The following is a 22,137-nucleotide window of genomic DNA, read 5'->3' on the forward strand; positions in this document are numbered from 1 at the left end:
GCGCAGTGACGATGGTGCGACACTGCGGTGAGTTACGGAAGGGGGCCATGGGGTGAACACGACGGATACCCGGCACACGGCCCCCGACGACGGTGACGGCGACGGCCCCGGGCGCACCGACGACGCCGAGGTCGCCCCGGCGGCACCGGGTGGCCTGCTGGACGTCCTCAACGTGGCCGCGGTGGTCCTGGACGCCCGCGGCCGGATCGTGCTCTGGAGCCCGCAGGCACGGGACGTCTTCGGCTACACGGCCGAGGAGGCGCTCGGCCGTTTCGCGGCCCGGCTGCTGGTCCACGAGAGCGACCGGGACGTGGTCGTCGAACTGTTCGAGCAGGTCATGCGGGAGGGCCTCAGCTGGGCCGGGGTGTTCCCGGTGCGGCACAAGGACGGCAGCACCCGCCTGCTGGAGTTCCGGAACATGCGGCTCCGCGGGGAGAGCGGTGACCTGTACGCCCTCGGCCTGGCCACCGAGCAGTCGACGCTGCGCCGCGTCGAGCGGGACCTGGCGCTGTCCACACGGCTGATCGCCCAGTCGCCCATCGGTCTGGCGGTCCTGGACACCGGGCTTCGCTTCGTGACGATCAACCCGGCTCTGGCCCGGATCAGCGGCATCCCGGCCGCCGAGCACACGGGCAGGCCGCTGCGCGAGACGTTGTCGTTCCTGGACGTGGCCCCGATCGAGTCGGCGATGCGCGAGGTGATGAAGACCGGTGCGCCGCTGGTCGACCGGCACGTGGTGGGCCGTACCCCGGCCGACCCGGACCACGATCACGCCTGGTCGGTGTCGTACTACCGGCTGGAGGCGGGCAACGGCAGGGTCCTCGGCATCGCCCTGTCGGTCGTCGACATCACCGACCGCCACCATGCGGCGACGGAGGCCGCGCACGCCCGGCAGCGGCTCGCCATGATCGCCGATGCCTCGGTACGGGTCGGTACGACGCTCGACCTGGAGCAGACGGCCAGGGAGCTGGCCGGGCTGGTGGTGCCCCAGCTGGCGGACGCGGCGGCCGTCGACGTACTGGACACGGCGCTTCGCACGTCGGGGGCGCCGGGCGCGCCGGGCTCGTCGCCCGCTGTGCGGCGGCGGCTGTTCCGGTCCCTGGCGGAGGCCCCCGTACCGGGTTCCGGCGCCCCGTACGAGGCGGGCGACGACAGTCTGCCGGCCCGGTGCGTCGCGACGGGCCTCCCGATCCTGCTGTCCCGCGTGACCGGCGACGATCTGCCGCGCATCGCGCGTGGCGGCGAGGACGCCGACGCGGCGGCCCGGGCCGGGGTCCACTCGTATCTGGTGGTGCCGCTGATAGCGCGTGGCAGCGTGCTGGGCGCCCTCGCCCTGCGACGCACGAGCAATCCCGTGCCGTTCGACGAGGACGATCTGGTGCTGGCCCGGGAGCTCGCGGGCCGCGCGGCGGTGTCGATCGACAACGCGCGCTGGTACCAGCTGGAGCACGACACGGCCCTGACCCTCCAGCGGTCCCTGCTCCCCCACACCCCGGGGCCCCGGCCGGGCCTGGAGCTGGCCCACCGCTACCAGCCGGCGGGCGCGGCCGTGGAGGTCGGCGGGGACTGGTTCGACGTGATCCCACTCGCCGGGGACAGGACGGCGCTGGTCGTGGGCGACGTCATGGGCAGCGGCATCACGGCCGCCGCCACCATGGGCCAGCTGCGCAACACCACCCGGGCCCTCGCCGACCTCGACCTGGACCCGGCGGAGATCCTTCGCCATGTCGACCGCAGCACCACGGGCCTGGAGCAGTCGACCGCCACCTGCCTCTACGCGGTGTACGACCCGCACCGCGCGGAGTGCCGCGTCTCCAACGCGGGCCATATGCCACCGGTACGGGTTCCGGCGGACGGCCCACCCGAGCTCCTCGACCTGCCGTCCGGGGTGCCCCTCGGGGTGGGCGGGGTCCCGTTCCACACGAGCACGGTCGCCCTTCGCCCGGAGGACCGGCTCGTCCTCTACACGGACGGCTTGGTCGAGGTGCGCGGCGAGTCCCTCGACACCCGCCTGGACCAACTGCTCGGCCTCCTCGCCGAGGCACCGGGCCACTCTCTGGACCGGACGTGCGACGAGGTCCTCACGGCGATGCGCGACCCGGAGGGACACGACGACGTCGCCCTGCTGATCGCCCGCGCCCTCCCGGCCGACGCCGCCTGATCGCGCCGTCCGAGGCACGCCGCGGGGGGTGTGGGATTCGTACAGCGCCGAACCGGCCGACCCGAGCCGTCGCCTGTTCCGGTCGGCGGAGTCGCGCGACGACCCTGTGGACGAGTTGCGCGCAGGCGGGCGTACCTGGCGAGTGGAGGCCATGAGGGTGATTCCGGCGGCCGGTCCGGCAGCGCACCCCGCGCCACCGGAGGACGCGTGCGGCTTGTCGCTACCTTCGAGGGGAGCCGTGCGCAAGGAGCCGCAGCTCATCGACGCAGCAGCGAGGAGTGATGCCCCATGGCCGTGTGCGAGGTCTGCAACAACGACTACGAGCTGGCCTTCGAGGTACGCGCGGCGGGAGCCGTCCATACCTTCGACAGCATCGAGTGCGCCGCCCAGAAGATCGCACCGATCTGCGACAACTGCCAGTGCCGCATCCTCGGCCACGGCCTGCAGGCCGACGGCCAGTTCTTCTGCTGCGCCCACTGTGCACGCGTGAAGGGATTCGCCCAGCTCGTGGACCACGCCTGAGCCCCGCGCCCGCGCGCCGCGTCCTGCGCAGCGATCTCCGCGGTCGGGCCGCCGCCCGGCCGCACATGGTGCTCGACCACCCATGCAGCCGTCGACACCGTCGGTCACGCTCCGCCTCGCCAGGCGGCGTCGCGTCACGGCCCGCATGCGCGGCAGGACGATCTGGGGTACTCCTCGAAACGTAGGAAGGTGCATGCTTCGGCCCTCACATGCTGCGCCCGCGTGTCCATCCTCCCGGCGTCTACGAGACGGAGGCAGACAGCATGGAGCCAGTCGTCACGGTCGGCCTCGACGGCTCACCCGAAAGCATGGCCGCCGCTCATCGGGCCGCAGACGAGGCCGAGCGGCGCAGCGTCACGCCGCGCCTGGTGCATGCCCGGCCCATGCCGACGTCCGAACCGACCCACGTGCCTTCGGAGACCGATCACAACTACCGGGCGGAACGGGGTCAGGTCCTTCGCCCCTGGCGCGAGAAGTCCCCCGGCCTGGAGCCGGCAGACGCCATCCGCCCCGAAAGCCCCGCGAAGGCCGTTGTGCGCGCCGCCGAGGGCGCCGAACCGCTGGTCGTGGGCCGCCGCAAGCACCGTCCCGCCCTTGCGTCTCGCCTCGGCCGCGTAGCCCATGCCGCGCTGCCCCACGCGCGCTGCCCTGTCACCGTCGTCCCACATGACTGAGCCAGGCCACCTCGGGAGGCCGATCACCTCGGTGCGTCACGACGACGCGTCCGTCCTCCGGGCGGGCCCCGCCCCTGGCCTCGGCCCGCTCCCGCGGGCAGACGTGCGCGAGACCCATACCGCGGTCCTGCTCTTCGTCGGCGACCGCGCCTACAAGCTCAAGAAGCCCGTCGACCTGGGATTCCTGGACTACACCACCGTGGAGGCACGGCGGGCCGCGTGCGAGCGGGAGGTCGCTCTCAACCGCCGCTTCGCCCCGGATGTCTACCTGGGAGTGGGCGAGATCCGGGTCCCGGGCGCGGAAGCGCCCGAGCCTCTCGTGGCGATGCGCCGCATGCCGACGGAGCGCCGCCTCTCTCAGCTCGTACGGGAAGGCGCGGTGGCCGACGATGCCCTGCGGGCCGTCGCCCGTCTGCTCGCCACCCGCCACGCGAGCGCACCCCGCACGCCGGACGTGGACGCGCAGGGCACCAGGGACGCCCTGTCGTCGCGCTGGGAAGCAAGCTTCGCGCAGGTCCGTTCACTGGCCGAAGGCGGCCCGGTGCCCGAGGGCCCGGAGGAGATCGAGCAGCTGGTCCGCCGCTATCTCGCCAGCCGCGAGCAGCTGTTCGCCATGCGGATCGGGCAGGGCCGGATCGTCGACGGCCACGGCGACCTGCTCGCCGATGACATCTTCTGCCTCGACGACGGCCCCCGCGTCCTGGACTGCCTGGAGTTCGACGACGACCTCCGCTACGTCGACGGCCTCGACGACGCCGCCTTCCTCGCCATGGACCTGGAACAGCTCGATGCCCCGGATCTGGCGGCGTTCTTCCTCGCCCGGTACAGCGAGTACTCCGGCGACCCCGCACCACCCTCCCTGCGGCACCACTACGTCGCCTACCGCGCCTTCGTCCGCGCCAAGGTCTCCCTGATCCAGGCCCGCCAAGGTGCGCCCGGCGCCGACCTCGCCACACGGCGGCTGATCACGACGACCCTGCGCCACCTGCGCGCCTCCACCGTCGGCCTGACCCTCGTGGGAGGACTCCCCGGCAGCGGAAAGTCCACGCTCTCCGGTGCGCTGGCCGACCGCCTGGGCGTCACACTGCTCAGCAGCGACCGCCTGCGCAAGGAACTCGCGGGCATCCCGGCGGAGCAGCCTGCTTCCGCCCCCTACTGTGAGGGCCTGTACACGCCCGAGTGGACCGCCACGACCTACGCGGCCCTGCTCGCACGCGCAGCCACCCTGCTGTCCCGCGGCGAGTCCGTCGTCCTGGACGCCACCTGGTCGAACACGAGACAGCGCGAAGCCGCCCGGCATGTGGCCGAACGCACCAGCGCCGACCTCGTGGCCCTGCACTGCCGGGTCCCGGACGAGTTGACGGCGGCCCGCCTGGAAGGCCGCGCCGCCGGACCGTCCGATGCCGACCTCGACGTGGCGCTCGCCATGGCGGAGCGGGAGTCGCCGTGGGCGGAAGCCGTCGCGATCGACACCAGCGGTCCCCTGGAGGCCGCGGTCTCCCAGGCGCTGGCAGTCGTACGCCCGCACGACACCGGCCCCCTGGTCTTCCGCCGCCCCCTCATGGAGCCGGACTGACGGCGGAGGACACCGATGCGAGCGACCCCGACCAGGCCCACCGCACGACTCACCCCATCGACCGGGAGAGCCCGCTCCCCCGGTCCCCCGCGAAGAGGAGACGTGATGTCCGAGAACATCGCCCCGAACGAACACGAGAGGCTGCGCACCCTGGAGGCCCAGGTGCAGGTCCTGGCCCAGGCCATCAGAGCGCTGGCCGAAGGGCTGGAGGATATCCCCTCACAGGACACCGAGAGGGACAAGCAGGCGGCTCGCGGCGGCCGGATGGCACATGAGCTGCTGCTCTCCCAGGGACTGTAGGAGCCCGACGTCTCCGAGCCGATGAGCCGTCCGGCGGTGTCCGTTCCGACAAGAACAGTTCCTGACACTGTCGGGCAGCGGCGCCAGATGCGGCACGGGCACATGGACGCCGAAGCGATCGTGGTCGCCCGCCGGCGCGGTCAAGGCGGTGTGGTCCCCAAGTGGTCCCTAAAACGATCAAGGGGCCGTTTCAGATCGCTCTGAAACGGCCCCTGACCTGCGACTTTCACAAGTCGGGACGACAGGATTTGAACCTGCGACCCCTTGACCCCCAGTCAAGTGCGCTACCAAGCTGCGCCACGTCCCGTTGCCCGTCTGACCTGGGGTTTCCCCTGGCCTGGCGTGCACGAGAACAATACCGCACTCCAGCCGGTGATCACTAACCGCTTTGCGCCCCGGGCGCGGCCGGTCCGGGGTCAGGTGGCCGGCGGGAGTCCGACGTCGGGATGGGCCCTGAGAAGGCGGGCGGGGGCCGCCTGACGCCAGGAGTCGGCGAGGACGGCCCGCAGCTCGTCCTCGTCCTCCAGGGCGGCGAGGCGTACCCGCAGCCAGGCGTAGGGCTCGTCGTGGCCAGGGCGGATGAAGAACTTGCCGGGCTCCGCGGCGATCAGCTCGTCCCTGTCCTCCTTGGGGCACTTCACGCCGATCACCCGGTCGTCTCCCTCCAGCGCCGCGAAGATCTTCCCGCCGGGGCCCGCGCGGAAGGTGGGCATGCCCCAGGAGAGCTTCTCGACGACCTCCGGGAGCGAGAGCGCGATGCGGCGTACGTCGTCGGCGGTGAGCACGGAACGACCCTACGAGGCGCCAGACGCTCTCCGCACCCCTCACGCTCCTGCGCGCCGGTCCGGCCGTCCGCGTGAGAAGTGGTGCCCGTGGCGGCTGGGGCGCGTTCCCAGGCCATCGCGCCCCCCAGTGCGCGAAACCTTTGCCTTTGGCATGTGGCAGGGAGACGTGCGGAGGGAATGCCCTTCGGATAGGACCGGCCAGAGCGTCACCACCCGATAGACAGTCCTGTTCACACGTCAATGACCCCTATTCCAGAGGGAGTTGAAGATCGTGTTGAACCGCTCCCGAGAGATCGACACCATGAGGTGGACGCCTGCTCGGGACGGGACCACTGCCGATGCACCACCTGCTCGAACACCCACGCGCGCAGGCGTTTCGCAGAGGAGGGCACGCATGGACGGCTACTTCGCCGGCCGACCGCATCACCAACTCAGGCAGCAGGTGAGGAGCTTCGCGGAGCGCGAGGTCAGACCACGTATTCCCGCCATGGAGGCGGCCCGCTCGGTCCAGCACGGACTGTCCCGGCTCATCGCCCGCCAGGGCTGGCTGGGCGCGACGATCGGAGCGGATCACGGTGGGATGGGCGTCGGCCATCTCGGCAAGACCATCATCATCGAGGAGCTGTCCCGGGTCAGCGCGGCCATGGGTGCCATGGTCCAGGCGTCGCAGCTGGGCGTGGCGAAGATCCTTCACTACGGGAGCGACGAGCAGAGGAAGACCTGGCTGCCGGCGATCGCGGCGGGTGAGTGCCTCCCGACGATCGCCGTCACCGAGCCCGAGTCGGGCGGCCATGTGCTCGGCATGTCGGCCACCGCCGAGCGCGACGGGGACGACTACGTCCTGAACGGCCGAAAAGTCTTTGTCGGCAACAGCCACGTCGGCGATCTGCACGGCGTCGTCGTGCGGACAGGGCCCGGCTCCAAGGGGCTCACGGCGTTCCTCGTGGAGGCCGGCCGGCCCGGGATAGGGGCCGGTGAGGAGAAACCGACGATGGGCCTCCACGGGTTCGGCTTCGGCGAGCTGTTCTTCGACGACTGCCGGGTCCCGGCGGCGAACCGGCTCGGTGACGAGGGGGACGGGCTGGCCGTCGCGTACTCCTCCAGCATGCTGTACGGGCGGGCCAATCTCACCGCCGTGTCCCTCGGCCTCCACCAGGCGGTCCTTGAGGACACCACCCGTTTCTGCGAGGAGCGGCAGCGCTACGGGGAGCCGCTGCACGCGCTGCCGTCGGTGAGGCTCAAGCTGGGGCAGCTGCAGTCGCGGCTGATGACGGCCCGGCTCGCCGCGTACCACGCCGTACACCTGCTCGACGAGGGGCTGCCCTGTGACGCGGAGCTGATGAACGCCAAGCTGGTCAATGTGGAGTCGGCACTGGACTCCGCACGCGACGCCATGGAGATCCACGCCGCCGCCGGGCTGTTCACGGACCGGCCGATCGAGCGCTACCTACGGGACGCCCACCACCTCTTCGCCCCGGCCGGCACATCGGACATCCAGTTGCTGAGGCTCGCGGAGGTGGCGCTCGGCACGGCCAAGGGCCAGTGGTCGGAACGGCTGTCGGACGTCGTACGGATGGAGCCGGTCCCGTAGCCCGCGCGCGTGGCGTCCCCGAGAATCGCGCGTACGCCTCCTCGGGGACGCCACGCCACCGTAAGGATCAGAAGCCGCTGTCCTCGCGACGGTGGATCCGCTCCACCAGCTCCGCCGCGAGGGACTTGATCGTCTCCAGGCCCGCCCTGCCCCACGGCCGGGGCTCGGTGTCCACGACGCAGATCGTGCCGAGGGCCATGCCCGTCCGGTCGATGAGCGGCGCACCCAGGTACGAGCGGATGCCGATCTCGTCGACGACCGGGTTCCCGGCGAATCGCGGGTAGTCGCAGACGTCCTCCAGGACGAGCGCCTTGCGGCGGACCACCACGTGCGGGCAGTAGCCGTGGTCGCGGGCCATGAAGCGGCTCACGCCGCCGGGCGCGGCCGCACCCTGGCCGGTACCGGCGTGCGTACCCGTCGGGGTGTGCAGGCCCGCGAAGAACTGCTGGTTCTCGTCGATGAAGTTGACCATCGAGTAGGGCGCCCGGGTCACATCGGCGAGCTTGTGCGCGAACGCGTCGAGGGCCGGGTCGGGGCGGTCCCCCAGCCCCAGTTGTCGCAGCCGCCGCACCCGCAGCGGCGCCTCCCGGTCGACGGGGGTGAGCAGCAGGTGTCCGGTCGGGTCGTAGGTCATGAGGTTGCTCCGTAGCTCGGCGCCGGTGCCGGGGCCGGGTTGGCGGCCAGCAGATGCTGGACCAGGGTGACCAGGGTCTGGATCCCGGAGCCGGCGATCCGGGCGTCGCAGAGCACGACCGGTACCTCCGGCTTGAGACCGATCGCGGCTCGTACCTCATCGGGTTCGTAGCGGTACGAGCCGTCGAACTCGTTGACGGCCACGACGAACCGGGTGCCGCGCCGCTCGAAGAAGTCCACGGCCGAGAACGAGTCCTGCAGGCGCCGCGTGTCGGCCAGGACGACCGCGCCGAGCGCTCCCTCGGAGAGCTCGTCCCACATGAACCAGAAGCGTTCCTGGCCCGGGGTGCCGAACAGGTACAGCACATGGCGCCCGTCGAGGCTGAGCCGCCCGAAGTCCATCGCGACCGTCGTGGTGGTCTTGGACTCGACGCCCTCCAGGCTGTCGGTGGCGGCGCTCACCTGGGTGAGCACCTCCTCCGTGCTGAGCGGTTCGATCTCGCTCACCGCGCCGACGAAGGTCGTCTTGCCCACGCCGAAGCCGCCCGCGACGAGGATCTTCAGGGCGGTGGGGAAGATCTCCTCGGTCTCGGCCCGGCTTTCACAGCCGTCGTCGTAGGCCATCGAGCACTGCCTCCAGCAGGGAACGGTCGGTGGTGTTTTCGTGGTAGCGGGGCGCCCGTGCCGTCAGCGCTCCACAGTCCACGAGGTCCGAGAGCAGTACCTTGGTGACGACCGCGGGCAGCCGTAAGTGCGCGGCGATCTCGGCCACCGAGGTCGGCCCCTCGCACAGCCCGAGGGCCAGGGAGTGCTCGGGGCCGAGGGGTGCCTGCGGCACCGTCCCGGTGGCCATGACCAGGGAGAGCAGGTCCAGCGCGGCCGTGGGGCGGGTGCGGCCGCCGCTCACGGTGTAGGGGCGTACGAGACGGCCGGCCGCGTCGTCGACCCATGGCCCGTCCTGTGGGGACGGCACGGGTCAGCGCCCCGGTGCGCCCGGCGCGACGGCGGCGTGCCTGGCCGGAGTGACCAGGTAGGTCCGCACGCTCTTCACCAGCATCGTCATTTCGTAGCCGAGCACGGCGGCGTCCGTCTCGCGGCCCGCCACGACGGCGAGGCAGGTGCCCGAGCCCGCGGTGGCGACGAACAGCAGCGTGGAGTCCAGCTCGACGACGACCTGGCGGACCTCTCCGCTGTCGCCGAACCGGGCGCCGGCGCTGCGGCCGAGCGAATACAGACCCGAGGCGAGGGCCGCCATGTGGTCGGCGCTGTCGGGGTCCAGGCCGTGGACCGCTTTCACCAGGCCGTCCGAGGAGAGCAGAACCGCGCTGCGGGTGTACGGGACCCGCTGGACCAGGCCGCTGAGCAGCCAGTCGAGATCCGAGGAATGGCCGGTCGGCACATCGCTCGCCATGGTGCATCTACTCCTTGTGGGCTTCGTCGTGTCGCTGCGGTTCGGTGGGGCCGAAGGGCGGGGCAGGGTCGTTCGGGGGCATGGACTCGGCGAGACCGATGCCGCGTCGGAAGGCCGCCATCAGTCCCGGGTCGTGCAGTACGGGTTCGTCGTACCGGCGCGGGGCGGGCTCGTCGCGCAGCTGCGGGACGAGGTGCTCCTGGGCGCGGCGCTTGGGCAGCCGGGGGCGCTCCTCCACGAGGCCGCCGGTGCCGTCCGCGGGGAGCTGGGGCAGCAGGGGTACGGCGGCGGGCTGCTGCGGTCCGGGGCGCCCCGCGGACGAGTCCGGCCGGTCGGTGTGCTCCCCGCGTACGGGGAGGGGCGCGGGGTCCCGTACGGGCGCGGGGGCGGGCGAGGAGTGCGGGGTGTGCGGGTGGTGCGGCGCCGACGGCGACGGGGACGGCGACGGGGTGTGCGCCGGGGGCGCCTGGGGTGGTGGCGGGGGTGGCGTCGGCGCCGGTGCGGCGGGTCGGGCGGTAGCCGCGTGGCGGGGCTGCCGGGGTAGGTGGTCGGCGGCGGTGACCGTGACCGGTTCCAGGGCGGGGCCGTGGCCCGGTTCCGGGGCCGGGGCCGGGGCAGGGGCAGGGATGCCGGCGGTGGGGGTGGCGGTGGGGGATGTGACGCCCTTCTTGCCCGTCTGCTGCTGGTCGGGCTGCTGGGGGTGGTTCGCGTCGGCGCCCAGGAGGCTCCGCGGTACGACGAGTACGGCCTGCACGCCGCCGTAGATGTTGGACTGGAGGCGTACGGCGATGCCGTGCCTGCGGGCCAGGGCGGCGACGACGTACAGGCCGATCCGGCCGTCCTGGAGCAGGTGCGCGACATTGACCTGGTCGGGGTCGGAGAGCAGGGCGTTCATCTTCTCCTGCTCGGCGAGGGGCATGCCGAGGCCGCGGTCCTCGACCTCGACGGCGAGGCCGGCCGTGACGTACTGCGCGCGCAGTACCACGGTGGTGTGCGGCGCGGAGAACAGCGTGGCGTTCTCGACGAGTTCGGCGAGGAGGTGGATGACGTCGGCGACGGCGTGGCCGCGCAGGGTGCCGTCGATCGGCGGGACGAGCTTGACCCGGGGGTACTGCTCGACCTCGGCGATGGAGGAGCGCAGCACCTCGGTCATGGAGACCGGGTTCGACCACTGGCGGCGTGACATGGCGCCGCCGAGCACGGCGAGGTTCTCGGCGTGGCGGCGGATGCGGGTCGCCAGGTGGTCGACGTGGAACAGGCCCTTGAGCAGCTCGGGGTCCTCGACCTCGTTCTCCAGCTCGTCGAGGAGCTGGATCTCGCGGTGGACGAGGGACTGGAGCCGCCGGGCGAGGTTGACGAAGACCTCGACCTTCTGTTCGTTGCCGACGCTGGTGGAGAGCCGCGACGCCTGGACGACGGCCGCGACTGCGGCGTCGTGCGAGCGGCCGAGCTCCTGGGCGAGCAGGTCGAACTCGTCGCCTCCGGCTGCGGGCGGCGGGGCCGTACGCCGGGCGGGGCGTTCGCCTCGGCGCAATTGCTCGACGACGGCGCGCAGTTCGTTCTGGCTGCGGGCGGTGGCGCGGCGCAGGGCGTGGCAGCGGTCCAGTACGGACCTGGCGGCGTGGTCGGCACGCAGGGCCGCGGCGGCGACGGCGACGACGGTGAGCACGGCGGAGCCGGCCAGCGCGATCCAGACCGCCGTGGAAGGGCGGGCGCCCGTGGAGCGGAGGGTGAACAGCACTGCGGCGGCGCCTCCGAGTGCGGCCACGACGGCCGGCAGCAGGGAGGCACGTACCAGGCGCGGGCGTATGCGGGCTTCCGGAGGAGGCGTCGGGGGGTTCTGCCTGCCGGTGTTCGGCAGGGTACGAGCGCTCGACCGGCCGTGCCGCCCCCCGTCACGACGGTCGGGCCGCGCGGCGGTTGCGCGAAGTGGAGACATCAGCGTCCTTGGTACGTGGGTCCCAGGGAATCGGCGTATTTCGGCGCCATACGGATGTCCGACTTCGGATGGGGGTGGTCACTCCACCCACCCGAACGAGCCCTCCGTTGATCACCGACCACACACGGTAGTCGCCAACCGTTCACGTACCGTGCGCTGTTGTCAAACTTGCCCGCCTGGCGTCCCGCTCTGGTATGAGCGGTCGTACAGAATGCCGATACTTCGAGGGTGCTGACGTGCGGTCTCGGAGGCCGACGGCGGACATGCCCGAGGGCCGCGGCGCGCGCAGGGCGGCCGCGGCCGAGCGGATGATCACCCGTCAGCCGGTGGTCGGGGCGCTGCTCCGGCGGTCCGGCGTCCGGTCGGGCGTCGCCGCGGTGGCCGGGCCGGCCGACGGCCCGGTGGCGGGGGTGTGCGCCGCCACGCGCCACCACGGCGTGTCCGGAACGGACGACGCGGTCGGTTCGAAGGGTTCGCCGGGACGTGGCAGGGCGATACGGGAACCGGTGTCGGCCCCGGCCGTCACCGTGCCCTCGCCGGGCTCCTCCCACGGGTGGGGGGCGAGATTGAAGGTGCCCCAGTGGATCGGCATCATCACACCGGACGGCCGGCCGCCCTGGAGGTCGAGGTGGGCTCGCATGCCCTCGGCCGGGGTCATGTGGATGTCGGGCCAGAAGTCCGAGTACGCGCCGATCTGGATCATGGTGGCGTCGAATGGGCCGTGCGCCGTGCCGATCTCGTGGAAGCCGGGAAAGTAGCCCGTGTCACCGCTGTGGTAGATCCGGTGCTCTGCGCCCGCCACCGCCCATGACGCCCACAGCGTGTGCTGCCGGTTGCGCAGGCCGCGGCCGCAGAAGTGCCGGGCGGGGGTGGCCGTGAACCGTACGTCGCGGATCTCCGTCGACTCGTTCCAGTCCAGCTCGCGCAGCCGGGACGGGGCGACGCCCCAGCGCTCCAGATGGGCGCCGACGCCGAGCGGGACGGCGAAGAGCGTGTCCGTGCCGGCCAGGGCGCGGATGGTGGGCAGGTCGAGATGGTCGTAATGGTCGTGCGAGATCACGACGACGTCGACCGGGCCCAGCTCGGCGAGCGGCAGCGGGACGGGGTGCAGCCGCTTGGGCCCGACGAACGTGAAGGGCGAGCAGCGGTCGCCCCACACCGGGTCGAAGAGCACGCGCAGGCCGTCGATCTCGGCGAGCACGCTGGAGTGCCCCATCCAGGTGAGGCGCAGCCCCGAGGCCGGGGGCCGCGCCAGGTCGGCGGCCGTCGCCGGGTGGAGCGGGACGGGGGCGGCCGGGGCGCGGCGGGTCCGCTCCTCCTTGCGGAAGTAGATCTTCGCGAAGTCGACGGCCGAGCCGGACGGTCTGTGCCGGGGGCCGCCCGGGTTGCGGAATGCCCCGTACGCGAAGTTCGGCGAGCGGCGGATGCGCTCCAGCCGCTCCCCGGCGGCATCCGCGCCGAAGGCGGCCGGCCGCAGGCGGCGGAGCCGGGCACGCAGCGGTCCGAGAGCGTCGTCGCCGGTCACAGCACCTCCAGGAGGCTCGGATCCTTCCATTATGAGCGGGCGGTATGACAGCGGTCGGATGGGGCGGGGAAACGGAGCGGTGGCGGGTGCCCCCCTCACCGACGGGGTGGTGCTCCGTGTCCGGAATACTGTCGCCGCGTGGGAGTGGACGACGGGGCGGGTGACGTGACGAGAGTGCGGCTGGGCGCGGCCGAGCGGCGCGAGGAGCTGCTGCGGGCGACTGTCGAGCAGATCGAGGCGCGGGGTGTGGCGGCTGTGCGGGTCGCCGATGTGGCGGCGGCGCTGGGGGTGAGCGGGGCGCTCGTGCTGTACCACTTCTCCACCAAGGAGAAGCTGGTCGCGGCGGCGTTCGCGTACGCAGCGGAGGGCGACCTCGTGGAGCTGCGCAGGATCCTGGGGCGGCGGGCCACGGCGGTGCGGCGGCTGCGGGCGGCCGTCCGCTGGTATGTGCCCAGCGGGCAGGCGAAGGGGTGGCGGCTGTGGATCGAGGGCTGGGCGGCCGCGCCTCGGGAGCCCGCGCTGAGGGAGGTCGCCGCGGGGCTGGACCGGCAGTGGAAGACGGAGCTCGCGGAGGTGTTCGCGGAGGGGGCTGCGGCCGGTGAGTTCCGGTGCGCCGATCCGGAGGGGGCGGCCTGCCGGCTGACGGCACTGCTGGACGGGCTGGCCGTGCAGATGACGGTGTACCGGGGCTCGCTGGGTCGGGGGACGATGTTGCGGTGGGCCGAGGAGGCGCTGGAGCGGGAGCTGGGGGCGCTGGGGGCCGACTTCCAGGGCGTCGGACGGCCGAGGGCATGAGCCCGAGCGGCCTCGCCCCCGCCCCTGGGAGCCTCGCCCCCGCCCCTGGGAGCCCCGGCCCCGCCCTGAGCGGCCTCGCCCCGCCCTGCCCGCGCGCGTGAGGCGCCCGGCGGCGGGGCGGGGCCGGCCGGCCCGGGAGGTGACGGCGGGACCGCCGTAGACGGCCTTCCTGCTACAGGGGCAGGAGGTCCGGGCGCTTGGCGGTGACGCGGTCGCCGGAGCTCTCGCCGCGGAGGCGGCGGCCGATCCAGGGGACCAGGTACTCGCGGGCCCAGTGGATGTCGTCGCGGCGTTCCTCGAGGGTGCCGCGGGGCGGCAGGGGTGGCCAGGGCTGGTCCGGGTCGGCGGGGATCTCCAGGCCGAGTACCTGACCCGCGCGGAGGGCGACGCGGGTGTGGCCCTCGGGCGACAGGTGCAGCCGGTCCTCGTCCCAGGCGCGGCGGTCCTGGACCGTCCTGAGGGACCAGAGGTCGAGGACGGGGCAGCCGTACCGGTCGGCGATGGCCCGGACATGGCCGTTGTAGGTGGCGATCCTGCCGCGCAGGTGGCGGAGCACCGGGACGCCGCGGGTGTCGAAGCCGGTGGTCACCAGGACCGTACCGATGGCGGACGTCAGGTCCGCCACCGCCCGTTCGAAGCGCTCGGCGACATCGTCCGGGTCGCTGCCGGGCCGGATGATGTCGTTGCCGCCCGCGCAGAACGTCACCAGATCGGGGGCGAGTTCCTTGGCCCTGGGAACCTGCTCCTCCACGATCTGGTCGAGCAGCCTGCCGCGTACGGCAAGGTTGGCGTACCGCAACCGGTGCTCCTCCGGGAGCCGGTCGGCGAGCAGCACCGCGAGGCGGTCGGCCCAGCCGACGAAGCGCCCGTCGGGCCCCGGGTCCCCGACACCTTCGGTGAAGCTGTCGCCCAGCGCCGTGTACGACCCGATCACGTCGTTCTCCCCCATCGTCGAATCGTCTGCCACGGGAGCACATCCTTCACCGCGAGATGTGACCTACGCGACCGTAAGGAGGGGTTGACGGGGAGTGATATACGCCACCGCTGCCCGGCGCCCCCTTGCGGGAGCCGGGCAGCGGTGGCGTGTGGCGCTGTGCGGTGACGGGCGTCAGATGCTCACGCCGTGGCTCCGCAGGTAGGCCAGCGGGTCGATGTCCGAGCCGTAGCTCGGGCTGGTGCGGATCTCGAAGTGCAGGTGCGGGCCGGTGGAGTTGCCGGTCGAGCCGGAGAGGCCGATCTGCTGGCCGCCGCCGACGGTCTGGCCGGCCGAGACGGAGAGGGAGGAGAGGTGGGCGTACTGCGAGTAGTTGCCGTCGGTGTGCTTGACGACGACCTCGTTGCCGTACGCGCCGCTCCAGCCGGCCGAGACGACGGTGCCGGGGCCGACGGACTTCACGCTGGTGCCGGACGGGGCGGAGAAGTCGACGCCGGTGTGGTAGCCGGAGGACCACATGGCGCCCGAGGCCCGGTACGGGGTGGAGACGCCGGAGGGGACCGGGGCGGTGTAGCCGGAGGTGTTCCGCGCGGGCGCCGGGGCCGGGGCCGGGGCGGCGGCCGGAGCCTGGGTCTTGGCGGTGGAGCGGGAGGCGCGCGGCTCGGTGCGGGTCTCCTTGGCCTTGCCGGTGTTCTTGGCGCCGAGGGTGAGCTTGAGACCGGGGTGGATGAGCGACGGGTCGTCGCCGATGGCCTCGCGGTTGTCCGCGTACAGCTTCTTCCAGCCGCCCTTGACGTTCTTGTTGTAGGCGATCTTCGCCAGGTAGTCGCCGGCGACGACGGTGTAGACGCGCGGCGCGGGCTTGGCGGCCTTCACGGCCTCGGCGGCGGAGGCGACGGACGCCGGGGCCGCCTGCGCGGCGACGGCCGGGACCGCGGCGGGAGCGGCCTGCGCGCCGGTCGCACCGAGGAACGGCAGGGCGATGGCGGCGCCGCCCGTTCCGGCGGCGACGAAACCACGCGTGAGAGAGCTGGACTTGGGACGGCGGTGCTTACCCTTCGCGGGCATGGCGAATTCCTCTCCGGCGCCTGCGAGGTGAGCTGTCGGGTTCGGGCTGGAGCTGCCCGGCCGCGCGGGTGGCGCGGCTTCACCCCGAGCCGTCCGGGAATTCCCGTACGGCGAACTACCTGGTTCCCCCGCTCCTGCCACACGTGGGTGGGTGCGAATTCCAGGGCGGCGGCAGGATTCGGCGGTCCGCCCGGCTGGACCGGACGCTAAACGAGTCAGGACGACAGGAACAAGCGGATGGTTTCAACCGCTCATTCATGTACCGGAATTCTTCGGGGAATTCCGGTCACCCTCCGTGGATTGCGGATCATGGGTTTCCGTACTGCGCAGGGTTTTTCTGTCGGGCGGTCGGCCACGGTCCGTCACTTTTATGACGCTGCTCACGCCCCCGGGGCCATCTCCCCTATTTCCGGGGCGCGTTACGACTTACTCTACCAATACGGACAGAAGCACCAGAAGCGCTATTTCATGACCAGTGCCCCAACAGCGGTGCAAGCGGATGACCGTGGCGCCGAGGTCGCCCCTCGGGTCGGTGTGCAAACCATGGCGAATCAGGACAGCGCGGTCGGCGCCGCCGGTGATCTGAACCCGCCCGCCGGGCGGCCGGCACACGGCGACGCGCCGCGAGCCGGACCAGGCGAGGGCGCAGCCGTACACCTCACGTGCCCCTCCGGCGGGGCGTCGTCCGGGCCGGCGTGGGCGGCGGTGATCCGGCGTTCGAAGCGGGGGCCACCCTCGACGGGGCACTCCTCGCCCTTTCCGTCGCCCTCCGCCTCGATCATCCGGACTCCCAGGTTCGCGCGACAACAAACATTTCCGGACATCACGCGGCCCCGGCCACCGCCTGGCCATGGTCGGGAACGGTGGCTGTGGCAACGGATGTGCGAGCCGCAGGGAGATCGTTGCCCGGGGAGCCGATGTCGTATCGTCGGACCGCGACATCGTCGGCGGCCGTCGCCGACGGCAGACACGGAGGAGCCCCCGTGACGCAGCAGCTGCCGCACGTCCCGCCGACCGCCGAGCCGGAGATGACCGGCGTGCGGAACTTCCGCGACGTGGGCGGACTGCCGACCGTGGAGGGCCGCCGGGTCCGGCAGGGGCTGCTGTTCCGCAGCGGCCACCTGGCGCACGCCACCGAACAGGACACGGCGTTCCTCGCCTCCCTGGGCCTGCACACCGTCTTCGACTTCCGCAACGCGGCCGACCAGCAGCTGGAGGGCCCGGACGTCGAGCTGCCCGGCGTGCGGAACGTCAATATCCCGCTGACGGACCCGGCCGACGGCGCCGAGTTCTGGCAGATGGTCCGCGAAGGCGACCTCGACCAGCTCCACGCGCTGCTCGGGGACGGCAAGGCCGCGGCGCGGATGCGGTACGCCTACCGCAGCATCGTCACGGAGCGCACCGCCGAGCACAGCCGGGTGGTGCACGCCATCGCCGAGGACAGCATGCCCGCGCTGATGCACTGCGCGGCCGGCAAGGACCGGGCGGGCCTGTCGATCGCGGTGGTTCTCCTGGCGATCGGCGTGGAGCGGGACGCGATCGAGGAGGACTACCTCAAGTCGAACGACCCGCGCCGCCGGTACAAGGTCCACCGCAGCGACTCCTCTCCCGCCGGGATGTCCCCCGAGGTGATGGAGCTGCTCAACCCGCTCTTCGAGGCGCGCGCCGAATACCTGGAGACGGCGTACGCGACGATCGAGGAGAACTGGGGCTCGACCGAGCGGTACCTCACCGAGGGGCTGGCGCTGGGCGGCGCGACCCGCGAGCGGCTGCGGGAGCGGCTGCTCGACGGCTGACCGCCACAGCTTCTGCCCCTCCCCCAGGCTCCGGCCCCACAGATTCCGCGCGTCTACTGGTTCTGCCCGCCCAGCACGAAGAGCAGATAGAGGAAGGCCGCGAAGAGGTGGCCGGCGATCAGGTAGGCGAAGAGCCGTACGACGAGGCCGCGGGGGAACCTACGCTCCTCCGCGCCGGGGACGGGCACAGGAACGGGGCCGGGGACTGGGCCGGGGCGGGGACCGGGTTGTTCGGACATGGTGTACCTCTCGTCGTCTCAGTGGCGTTGCGCGGGGCCGCCGCCGAGGCACAGGTCGACCGCGGCGCTCTGCATGAGGGTGTGGACGAACAGCAGCTCGGCACCGCCGCGGGCGGCCGCGGCGATCCGGTGCGGGGTGAGTGAGTCGAAGTGGGCGCTGTCCCCGGGGTCGAGGACGTGCACCGCGTCGCCGAGTACGAGCCGGACGCGGCCCCTCAGGACGTACAGCCACTCCTCGCCCGGGTGGACCCGGACCAGGTCGGGCAGGCCGGTGTACGGCAGGTCGACGCGCAGCGCCTGCATGGCACGGCCCGCCGCACCCGCCTGGTGGTACGTCCAGCCGCCCGCCGCGACCGGTTCGGCGCGCCCGGCGCGTACGATCGGGTCCCGCTCGGGGGCCACCTCGCCGAGCAGCTCGGACACCGTCGTACCGTAGACGCGTGCGAGCCCGAGCAGCATGGGCAGCGAGGGCTGACGGCGGCCGGTCTCCAGGCGGGACAGGTGGGCCGGCGAGAGCCCGGCGCGCCGGGCGGCGGCCTCCAGAGTGAGGCCGCGGCGGCGCCGCAGGGCACGCAGCTGAGGCGCGACGTCCGGCAGGGCGTCGGCCGACTCTCCTTCGGCGCTGGTCATACGGCCATTGCGCCACGTACTTTCCCTTCGGGCAATTTTCTTGCCCGACAGGCAAAATCGGGCGGCTCTCCGGCCGTCGGCCCCTGTGCCCGGGCGGACGTCAGCGGCCGGCCATGGCCTGCTTGACGAGGGTCCTTCCGAAGTCCCAGATGAGTCCGCCTCCGCTGTGCGCCTCGTCCATGACGTCGGTGAACGCGGTCACGAAGCGGTCGACGTCGCTCTCGTCGATGACCAGCGGCGGGATCAGCTTGATGACCTCCAGGCGATCGCCGGAGACCTGGGTGAGGATGTGGTGCCGCTGCAGCAGCGGCACCACGACCATCTGGGCGAACAGGCCCTTGCGGGCAGCCTGGAGCATCGTCCATCGGCTGCGCAGCCCCAGCGAGGAGGGGCGGCCGAACTCGATGCCGATCATCAGACCGCGGCCGCGTACGTCGTGGAGCATCTCGTAGCGGTCGACGAGCTCCGCCAGGCGGGACTTCAGCAGCGCGCCGGTGCGCCGGGCGTGCGCCACGGTGCCCTGGTCCTCCATGACCGCGAGCACGGCCAGACCCGCCGCCATGGCCTGGGCGTTCCCGCCGAAGCTGGCCGAGTGGACGACGACGCGGTCGATCGAGGAGTAGACCTTCTTGAAGATCCAGTCCTTTCCGAGGGTGGCGCCGACCGGCACATAGCCGCCGGACAGGGACTTGGCGACGCACACCAGGTCGGGTTCGACGCCGTCCTCGTGCTGGTACGCGTAGAAGTCGCCGGTCCGGCCGAGCCCCGTCTGCACCTCGTCGGCGATCAGCAGGGCGCCCCGCTTGCGCAGCAGCTCCTGGGCGGCGCGCAGGAAGCCGGGCGGCGACTCGTACACGCCCTTGCCCTGGACGGGCTCCACGATGAACGCGGCCACGTCGCCGCGCTTCAGCTCCCGCTCCAGGGCGTCGAGGTCGCCGAGTCCGATCGCGGTGTCGGGCAGGAACGGGCCGAAGCCGTCGCGGAAGCCCGCCTCGCCGTTGACGGAGAGTGCCCCGGTGGTGAGGCCGTGGAAGGCGTGCGCGCAGTACACGACGCGTGGGCGGCCGGTGGCGCAGCGGGCGAACTTGAGAGCGGTCTCCACCGCTTCCGTACCGCTGTTGCCGAAGAACGCCCGGTCCAGGTGGGGCGAGTGGGCCAGGAGCCGCTCGGCGAGGAGGCCGGGCAGGGGCGCGCAGTCGAAGCGGGTCAGGTCGGGCAGCGAGGCGTCCAGGACGTCATGGAGGGCCTGGCGGACGACCGGGTGGTGCCGGCCGAGGCCCATCACGCCGAACCCGGCCAGCATGTCGAGGTAGTCGTTGCCCTCGGCGTCCCAGAAGTGGGCGCCCTCGGCCCGCTCGTACATCTTGTCGAAGCCGATGGTGTGCAGCATGCGCGGCAGCTGGTGGTTGAGGTGGCGCGCGTGCAGTGCGTAGCGCTCGGCGGCCCGTTCCGCGAGCAGCTTGCCCAGGTCGAAGTCGGTGTTCATGCGTCGCTTCGCACTCCGTTCCGTGCTTCGCTCCGCGGCTCGCTGGGCCGCGGTACGTTCTCTGTCCGGCCGCCGTCGTCCGCACGCGTGCCGCCACCGTCCTGGCCCTCGGCCTCGGGGCGCGGGGCCTGCGGAGGCGCGGCCTCGGGACGAAGGGCATCGGCGATGCGTCCGGCGATGTCGGCGGGTGTGAGACCGATGTCGGCCAGCAGCTCGCTCCGCTTGGCGTGCGGCAGGAACCGCTCGGGGATGCCGAGGGTGCGCAGCGGTACGTCGACGCCGGCGTCACGCAGGGTCTGGCCGACGGCGGCACCGACACCCCCGGTGCGGACGTTGTCCTCGACCACGGCGACCAGCCGGTGGCCGTCGGCCAGCGGGGCGAGCGCCTCGTCCAGGGGCTTGACCCAGCGGGGGTCGACGACCGTGCAGCCGATGCCGCGCTCCGCGAGGAGCCGCGCCGCCCGTACGCAGCCCTGCGCCATGGCGCCGACGGCCACGAGCAGCACCCGGGGGTCGTCGTCGGCCGCCGTCCGGTACAGGACGTCCAGGCCGCCGATCCGCCCGACGGCCGGGACCGGGGCGCCCACGGACTCCTTCGGGAAGCGCAGCACGGTCGGCGCGTCCGCCACGTCGGCGGCCTCGCGCAGCTGGGCGCGGAGCCGCTCGGCGTCGCGGGGCGCGGCGATCCGCAGGCCGGGCACGACCTGGAGGACGGACAGGTCCCACATGCCGTTGTGCGAGGGGCCGTCCGCGCCGGTGACGCCCGCCCGGTCGAGGACAAAGGTGACGCCGCAGCGGTGCAGGGCGGCATCCATCAGGACCTGGTCGAGGGCCCGGTTGAGGAAGGTGGCGTAGACAGCGACGACCGGGTGGAGGCCGGCGGTGGCGAGCCCGGCCGCGCAGACGACGGCGTGCTGTTCGGCGATGCCCACGTCCCACACCCGGTCGGGGAACCGCTCGGCGAACCGGGTCAGGCCCGTCGGGTGGAGCATCGCTGCGGTCAGGGCGACCACGTCGGGCCGTTCGGCGCCCAGCTCGACCAGGGCGTCGCCGAAGACGGACGTCCACGACGGGCCGGCGGAGGGGCCGAGCGGGGCGCAGGTGAGCGGGTCCATGGCGCCGACGGCGTGGAAGCGGTCGGCCTCGTCCTGGAGCGCGGGCCGGTAGCCGCGGCCCTTCTCGGTGAGGCAGTGCACCAGAACCGGCCCGTTGAACCGCCTGGCGCGCCGCAGGGCGGACTCGACGGCCGCGACGTCATGGCCGTCGACGGGCCCGACGTACTTCAGGCCGAGGTCCTCGAAGAGGCCCTGCGGGGCGATGAAGTCCTTCAGGCCCTTCTTCGCCCCGTGCAGGGACCCGTAGAGCGGCCGGCCGACGACCGGGGTGCGGCCCAGGACGTCCTTGCCCCAGGCCAGGAACCGCTCGTAGCCGTCCGTGGTGCGCAGCGTCGCGAGATGGTTCGCGAGGCCGCCGATGGTGGGCGCGTAGGAGCGCTCGTTGTCGTTGACGACGATGACGAGCGGGCGGTCCTCGGCGGCCGCGATGTTGTTCAGCGCCTCCCACGCCATGCCGCCCGTCAGCGCGCCGTCGCCGATGACGGCGACGACGTGGTCGTCCCTGCCGAGCAGCTCGTTCGCCTTGGCCAGGCCGTCGGCCCAGCCGAGGACGGTGGAGGCGTGGGAGTTCTCGATGACGTCGTGCTCGGACTCGGCGCGGGCCGGGTAGCCGGACAGACCGCCCTTCCCACGCAGTCTGGAGAAGTCCTGACGGCCGGTGAGCAGTTTGTGCACATACGTCTGGTGGCCGGTGTCCCAGAGGATCCGGTCGTCCGGGGAGTCGAAGACACGGTGCAGGGCGATGGTCAGTTCGACCACGCCCAGGTTGGGCCCGAGGTGGCCGCCGGTCCTGGTCACGGCGTGGATCAGGAAGTCCCTGATCTCCCCGGCGAGCCGGTCGAGCTCCTCACTTGTCAGTGCCTTGAGATCGCGCGGTGCCCTGATGTTCTCCAGGAGTGTCACGCTCGGGCCCCCTTCTCGTGCGGTTCGACTCTCGTGCGGTCCGACTCGGGACGG

The 22,137-nt window shown here is 72.5% G+C and carries 21 protein-coding genes, 1 tRNA gene and 1 riboswitch; of the genes, 8 read left to right on the plus strand and 14 right to left on the minus strand.

Features of this window, described 5'->3' with window-relative positions; translation table 11 throughout:
• Window positions 1-52 precede the first annotated feature (52 nt).
• The 5 genes from FVS66_RS14890 (at window position 53) to FVS66_RS14910 (ending at window position 5,233) form a co-directional block, all read left to right on the plus strand.
• Window positions 53-2,161, plus strand: coding sequence for a SpoIIE family protein phosphatase (locus FVS66_RS14890; RefSeq protein ID WP_149181674.1), 2,109 nt, complete (start codon window positions 53-55; stop codon window positions 2,159-2,161).
• A 288-nt stretch (window positions 2,162-2,449) separates the two neighbouring features.
• Window positions 2,450-2,683: a hypothetical protein gene (locus FVS66_RS14895; protein WP_149181675.1), complete on the plus strand. Its 234-nt coding sequence runs from the start codon at window positions 2,450-2,452 to the stop codon at window positions 2,681-2,683.
• A 263-nt stretch (window positions 2,684-2,946) separates the two neighbouring features.
• The gene (locus FVS66_RS14900; protein ID WP_149181676.1) at window positions 2,947-3,357 is read left to right on the plus strand and encodes a universal stress protein; all 411 of its coding nucleotides are present in this window, start codon (window positions 2,947-2,949) and stop codon (window positions 3,355-3,357) included.
• 103 nt (window positions 3,358-3,460) lie between these two features.
• A complete protein-coding gene (locus tag FVS66_RS14905; protein WP_149181713.1) occupies window positions 3,461-4,933 on the plus strand; it encodes a bifunctional aminoglycoside phosphotransferase/ATP-binding protein in 1,473 nt (490 codons plus the stop codon).
• Window positions 4,934-5,038: 105 nt separating this feature from the next.
• A complete protein-coding gene (locus FVS66_RS14910) occupies window positions 5,039-5,233 on the plus strand; it encodes a hypothetical protein (protein ID WP_149181677.1) in 195 nt (64 codons plus the stop codon).
• A gap of 233 nt (window positions 5,234-5,466) precedes the next feature.
• Here FVS66_RS14910 and FVS66_RS14915 read toward each other — a convergent pair.
• Both FVS66_RS14915 and FVS66_RS14920 read right to left on the minus strand, forming a co-directional pair.
• A tRNA-Pro gene (locus FVS66_RS14915) sits at window positions 5,467-5,540 on the minus strand.
• A 109-nt stretch (window positions 5,541-5,649) separates the two neighbouring features.
• Window positions 5,650-6,018, minus strand: a complete 369-nt coding sequence (locus FVS66_RS14920) for an MmcQ/YjbR family DNA-binding protein (protein WP_187645530.1) — start codon at window positions 6,016-6,018, stop codon at window positions 5,650-5,652.
• A gap of 394 nt (window positions 6,019-6,412) precedes the next feature.
• Here FVS66_RS14920 and FVS66_RS14925 point away from each other — a divergent pair, with 394 nt between their 5' ends.
• A complete protein-coding gene (locus tag FVS66_RS14925) occupies window positions 6,413-7,609 on the plus strand; it encodes an acyl-CoA dehydrogenase family protein (protein ID WP_149181678.1) in 1,197 nt (398 codons plus the stop codon).
• A 67-nt stretch (window positions 7,610-7,676) separates the two neighbouring features.
• Here the strand turns inward: FVS66_RS14925 and FVS66_RS14930 are convergent, their stop codons facing one another.
• The 6 genes from FVS66_RS14930 to FVS66_RS14955 all read right to left on the minus strand — a co-directional run bounded on the left by FVS66_RS14930 (window position 7,677) and on the right by FVS66_RS14955 (window position 13,117).
• Window positions 7,677-8,243: a GAF domain-containing protein gene (locus FVS66_RS14930; protein ID WP_149181679.1), complete on the minus strand. Its 567-nt coding sequence runs from the start codon at window positions 8,241-8,243 to the stop codon at window positions 7,677-7,679.
• On the minus strand, window positions 8,240-8,866 hold the full coding sequence (locus tag FVS66_RS14935) for an ATP/GTP-binding protein (RefSeq protein ID WP_149181680.1): 627 nt from the start codon (window positions 8,864-8,866) through the stop codon (window positions 8,240-8,242). The genes FVS66_RS14930 and FVS66_RS14935 overlap by 4 nt, the downstream gene beginning before the upstream one ends.
• Window positions 8,844-9,215: a DUF742 domain-containing protein gene (locus FVS66_RS14940; RefSeq protein WP_149181681.1), complete on the minus strand. Its 372-nt coding sequence runs from the start codon at window positions 9,213-9,215 to the stop codon at window positions 8,844-8,846. The genes FVS66_RS14935 and FVS66_RS14940 overlap by 23 nt, the downstream gene beginning before the upstream one ends.
• A 3-nt stretch (window positions 9,216-9,218) precedes the next feature.
• Entirely contained in the window at window positions 9,219-9,653 is a 435-nt protein-coding gene (locus FVS66_RS14945; RefSeq protein WP_149181682.1) for a roadblock/LC7 domain-containing protein, read from the minus strand.
• A gap of 7 nt (window positions 9,654-9,660) precedes the next feature.
• Window positions 9,661-11,592 carry an ATP-binding protein gene (locus FVS66_RS14950; RefSeq protein WP_149181683.1) on the minus strand — a complete coding sequence of 644 codons (1,932 nt, stop codon included), beginning with the start codon at window positions 11,590-11,592 and terminating at the stop codon, window positions 9,661-9,663.
• A gap of 319 nt (window positions 11,593-11,911) precedes the next feature.
• Complete coding sequence (locus FVS66_RS14955) at window positions 11,912-13,117, minus strand: MBL fold metallo-hydrolase (protein WP_262387000.1); 1,206 nt, start codon at window positions 13,115-13,117, stop codon at window positions 11,912-11,914.
• 165 nt (window positions 13,118-13,282) lie between these two features.
• On the opposite strand from FVS66_RS14955, the gene FVS66_RS14960 reads away from it, so the two are divergent.
• Complete coding sequence (locus tag FVS66_RS14960) at window positions 13,283-13,912, plus strand: TetR family transcriptional regulator C-terminal domain-containing protein (RefSeq protein WP_149181715.1); 630 nt, start codon at window positions 13,283-13,285, stop codon at window positions 13,910-13,912.
• A gap of 172 nt (window positions 13,913-14,084) precedes the next feature.
• On the opposite strand, the gene FVS66_RS14965 is transcribed toward FVS66_RS14960, so the two are convergent.
• Together FVS66_RS14965 and FVS66_RS14970 are read right to left on the minus strand one after the other, a co-directional pair.
• Window positions 14,085-14,861, minus strand: coding sequence for an SGNH/GDSL hydrolase family protein (locus FVS66_RS14965; RefSeq protein WP_149181716.1), 777 nt, complete (start codon window positions 14,859-14,861; stop codon window positions 14,085-14,087).
• Window positions 14,862-15,020: 159 nt separating this feature from the next.
• Window positions 15,021-15,914 (minus strand): LysM peptidoglycan-binding domain-containing M23 family metallopeptidase, encoded by an 894-nt coding sequence (locus FVS66_RS14970; protein WP_149181685.1) that lies wholly within the window; start codon window positions 15,912-15,914, stop codon window positions 15,021-15,023.
• Window positions 15,915-15,918: 4 nt separating this feature from the next.
• Window positions 15,919-16,074, minus strand: a riboswitch (cyclic di-AMP (ydaO/yuaA leader).
• A gap of 823 nt (window positions 16,075-16,897) precedes the next feature.
• On the opposite strand from FVS66_RS14970, the gene FVS66_RS14980 reads away from it, so the two are divergent.
• Window positions 16,898-17,710, plus strand: a complete 813-nt coding sequence (locus FVS66_RS14980) for a tyrosine-protein phosphatase (protein WP_187645531.1) — start codon at window positions 16,898-16,900, stop codon at window positions 17,708-17,710.
• 53 nt (window positions 17,711-17,763) lie between these two features.
• On the opposite strand, the gene FVS66_RS35465 is transcribed toward FVS66_RS14980, so the two are convergent.
• From FVS66_RS35465 to dxs, 4 genes are all read right to left on the minus strand, one after another.
• Window positions 17,764-17,949 (minus strand): DUF6126 family protein, encoded by a 186-nt coding sequence (locus FVS66_RS35465; RefSeq protein ID WP_149181688.1) that lies wholly within the window; start codon window positions 17,947-17,949, stop codon window positions 17,764-17,766.
• Between the two features lie 18 nt (window positions 17,950-17,967).
• Window positions 17,968-18,579, minus strand: a complete 612-nt coding sequence (locus FVS66_RS14990) for an XRE family transcriptional regulator (RefSeq protein WP_149181689.1) — start codon at window positions 18,577-18,579, stop codon at window positions 17,968-17,970.
• Between the two features lie 100 nt (window positions 18,580-18,679).
• Window positions 18,680-20,065, minus strand: coding sequence for an aspartate aminotransferase family protein (locus FVS66_RS14995; RefSeq protein WP_149181690.1), 1,386 nt, complete (start codon window positions 20,063-20,065; stop codon window positions 18,680-18,682).
• On the minus strand, window positions 20,062-22,083 hold the full coding sequence (dxs, locus tag FVS66_RS15000) for a 1-deoxy-D-xylulose-5-phosphate synthase (RefSeq protein ID WP_149181691.1): 2,022 nt from the start codon (window positions 22,081-22,083) through the stop codon (window positions 20,062-20,064). Before dxs ends, FVS66_RS14995 begins: the two co-directional genes overlap by 4 nt.
• Window positions 22,084-22,137 lie beyond the last annotated feature (54 nt).

This window comes from Streptomyces sp. TRM49041, from assembly GCF_008271805.1.
Classification (GTDB): Bacteria; Actinomycetota; Actinomycetes; order Streptomycetales; family Streptomycetaceae; genus Streptomyces.

Bases quoted from the DNA above. Each gene is read 5' to 3' on its own strand.
- FVS66_RS14935 (WP_149181680.1), bottom strand. From the start codon at position 8,866: ATGGCCTACGACGACGGCTGTGAAAGCCGGGCCGAGACCGAGGAGATC.
- FVS66_RS14950 (WP_149181683.1), bottom strand. From the start codon at position 11,592: ATGTCTCCACTTCGCGCAACCGCCGCGCGGCCCGACCGTCGTGACGGG.
- FVS66_RS14970 (WP_149181685.1), bottom strand. From the start codon at position 15,914: ATGCCCGCGAAGGGTAAGCACCGCCGTCCCAAGTCCAGCTCTCTCACG.
- FVS66_RS14965 (WP_149181716.1), bottom strand. From the start codon at position 14,861: ATGGGGGAGAACGACGTGATCGGGTCGTACACGGCGCTGGGCGACAGC.
- FVS66_RS14945 (WP_149181682.1), bottom strand. From the start codon at position 9,653: ATGGCGAGCGATGTGCCGACCGGCCATTCCTCGGATCTCGACTGGCTG.
- FVS66_RS14900 (WP_149181676.1), top strand. From the start codon at position 2,947: ATGGAGCCAGTCGTCACGGTCGGCCTCGACGGCTCACCCGAAAGCATG.
- FVS66_RS14925 (WP_149181678.1), top strand. From the start codon at position 6,413: ATGGACGGCTACTTCGCCGGCCGACCGCATCACCAACTCAGGCAGCAG.
- FVS66_RS35465 (WP_149181688.1), bottom strand. From the start codon at position 17,949: ATGTCCGAACAACCCGGTCCCCGCCCCGGCCCAGTCCCCGGCCCCGTT.
- FVS66_RS14910 (WP_149181677.1), top strand. From the start codon at position 5,039: ATGTCCGAGAACATCGCCCCGAACGAACACGAGAGGCTGCGCACCCTG.
- FVS66_RS14930 (WP_149181679.1), bottom strand. From the start codon at position 8,243: ATGACCTACGACCCGACCGGACACCTGCTGCTCACCCCCGTCGACCGG.
- FVS66_RS14995 (WP_149181690.1), bottom strand. From the start codon at position 20,065: ATGAACACCGACTTCGACCTGGGCAAGCTGCTCGCGGAACGGGCCGCC.
- FVS66_RS14990 (WP_149181689.1), bottom strand. From the start codon at position 18,579: ATGACCAGCGCCGAAGGAGAGTCGGCCGACGCCCTGCCGGACGTCGCG.
- FVS66_RS14895 (WP_149181675.1), top strand. From the start codon at position 2,450: ATGGCCGTGTGCGAGGTCTGCAACAACGACTACGAGCTGGCCTTCGAG.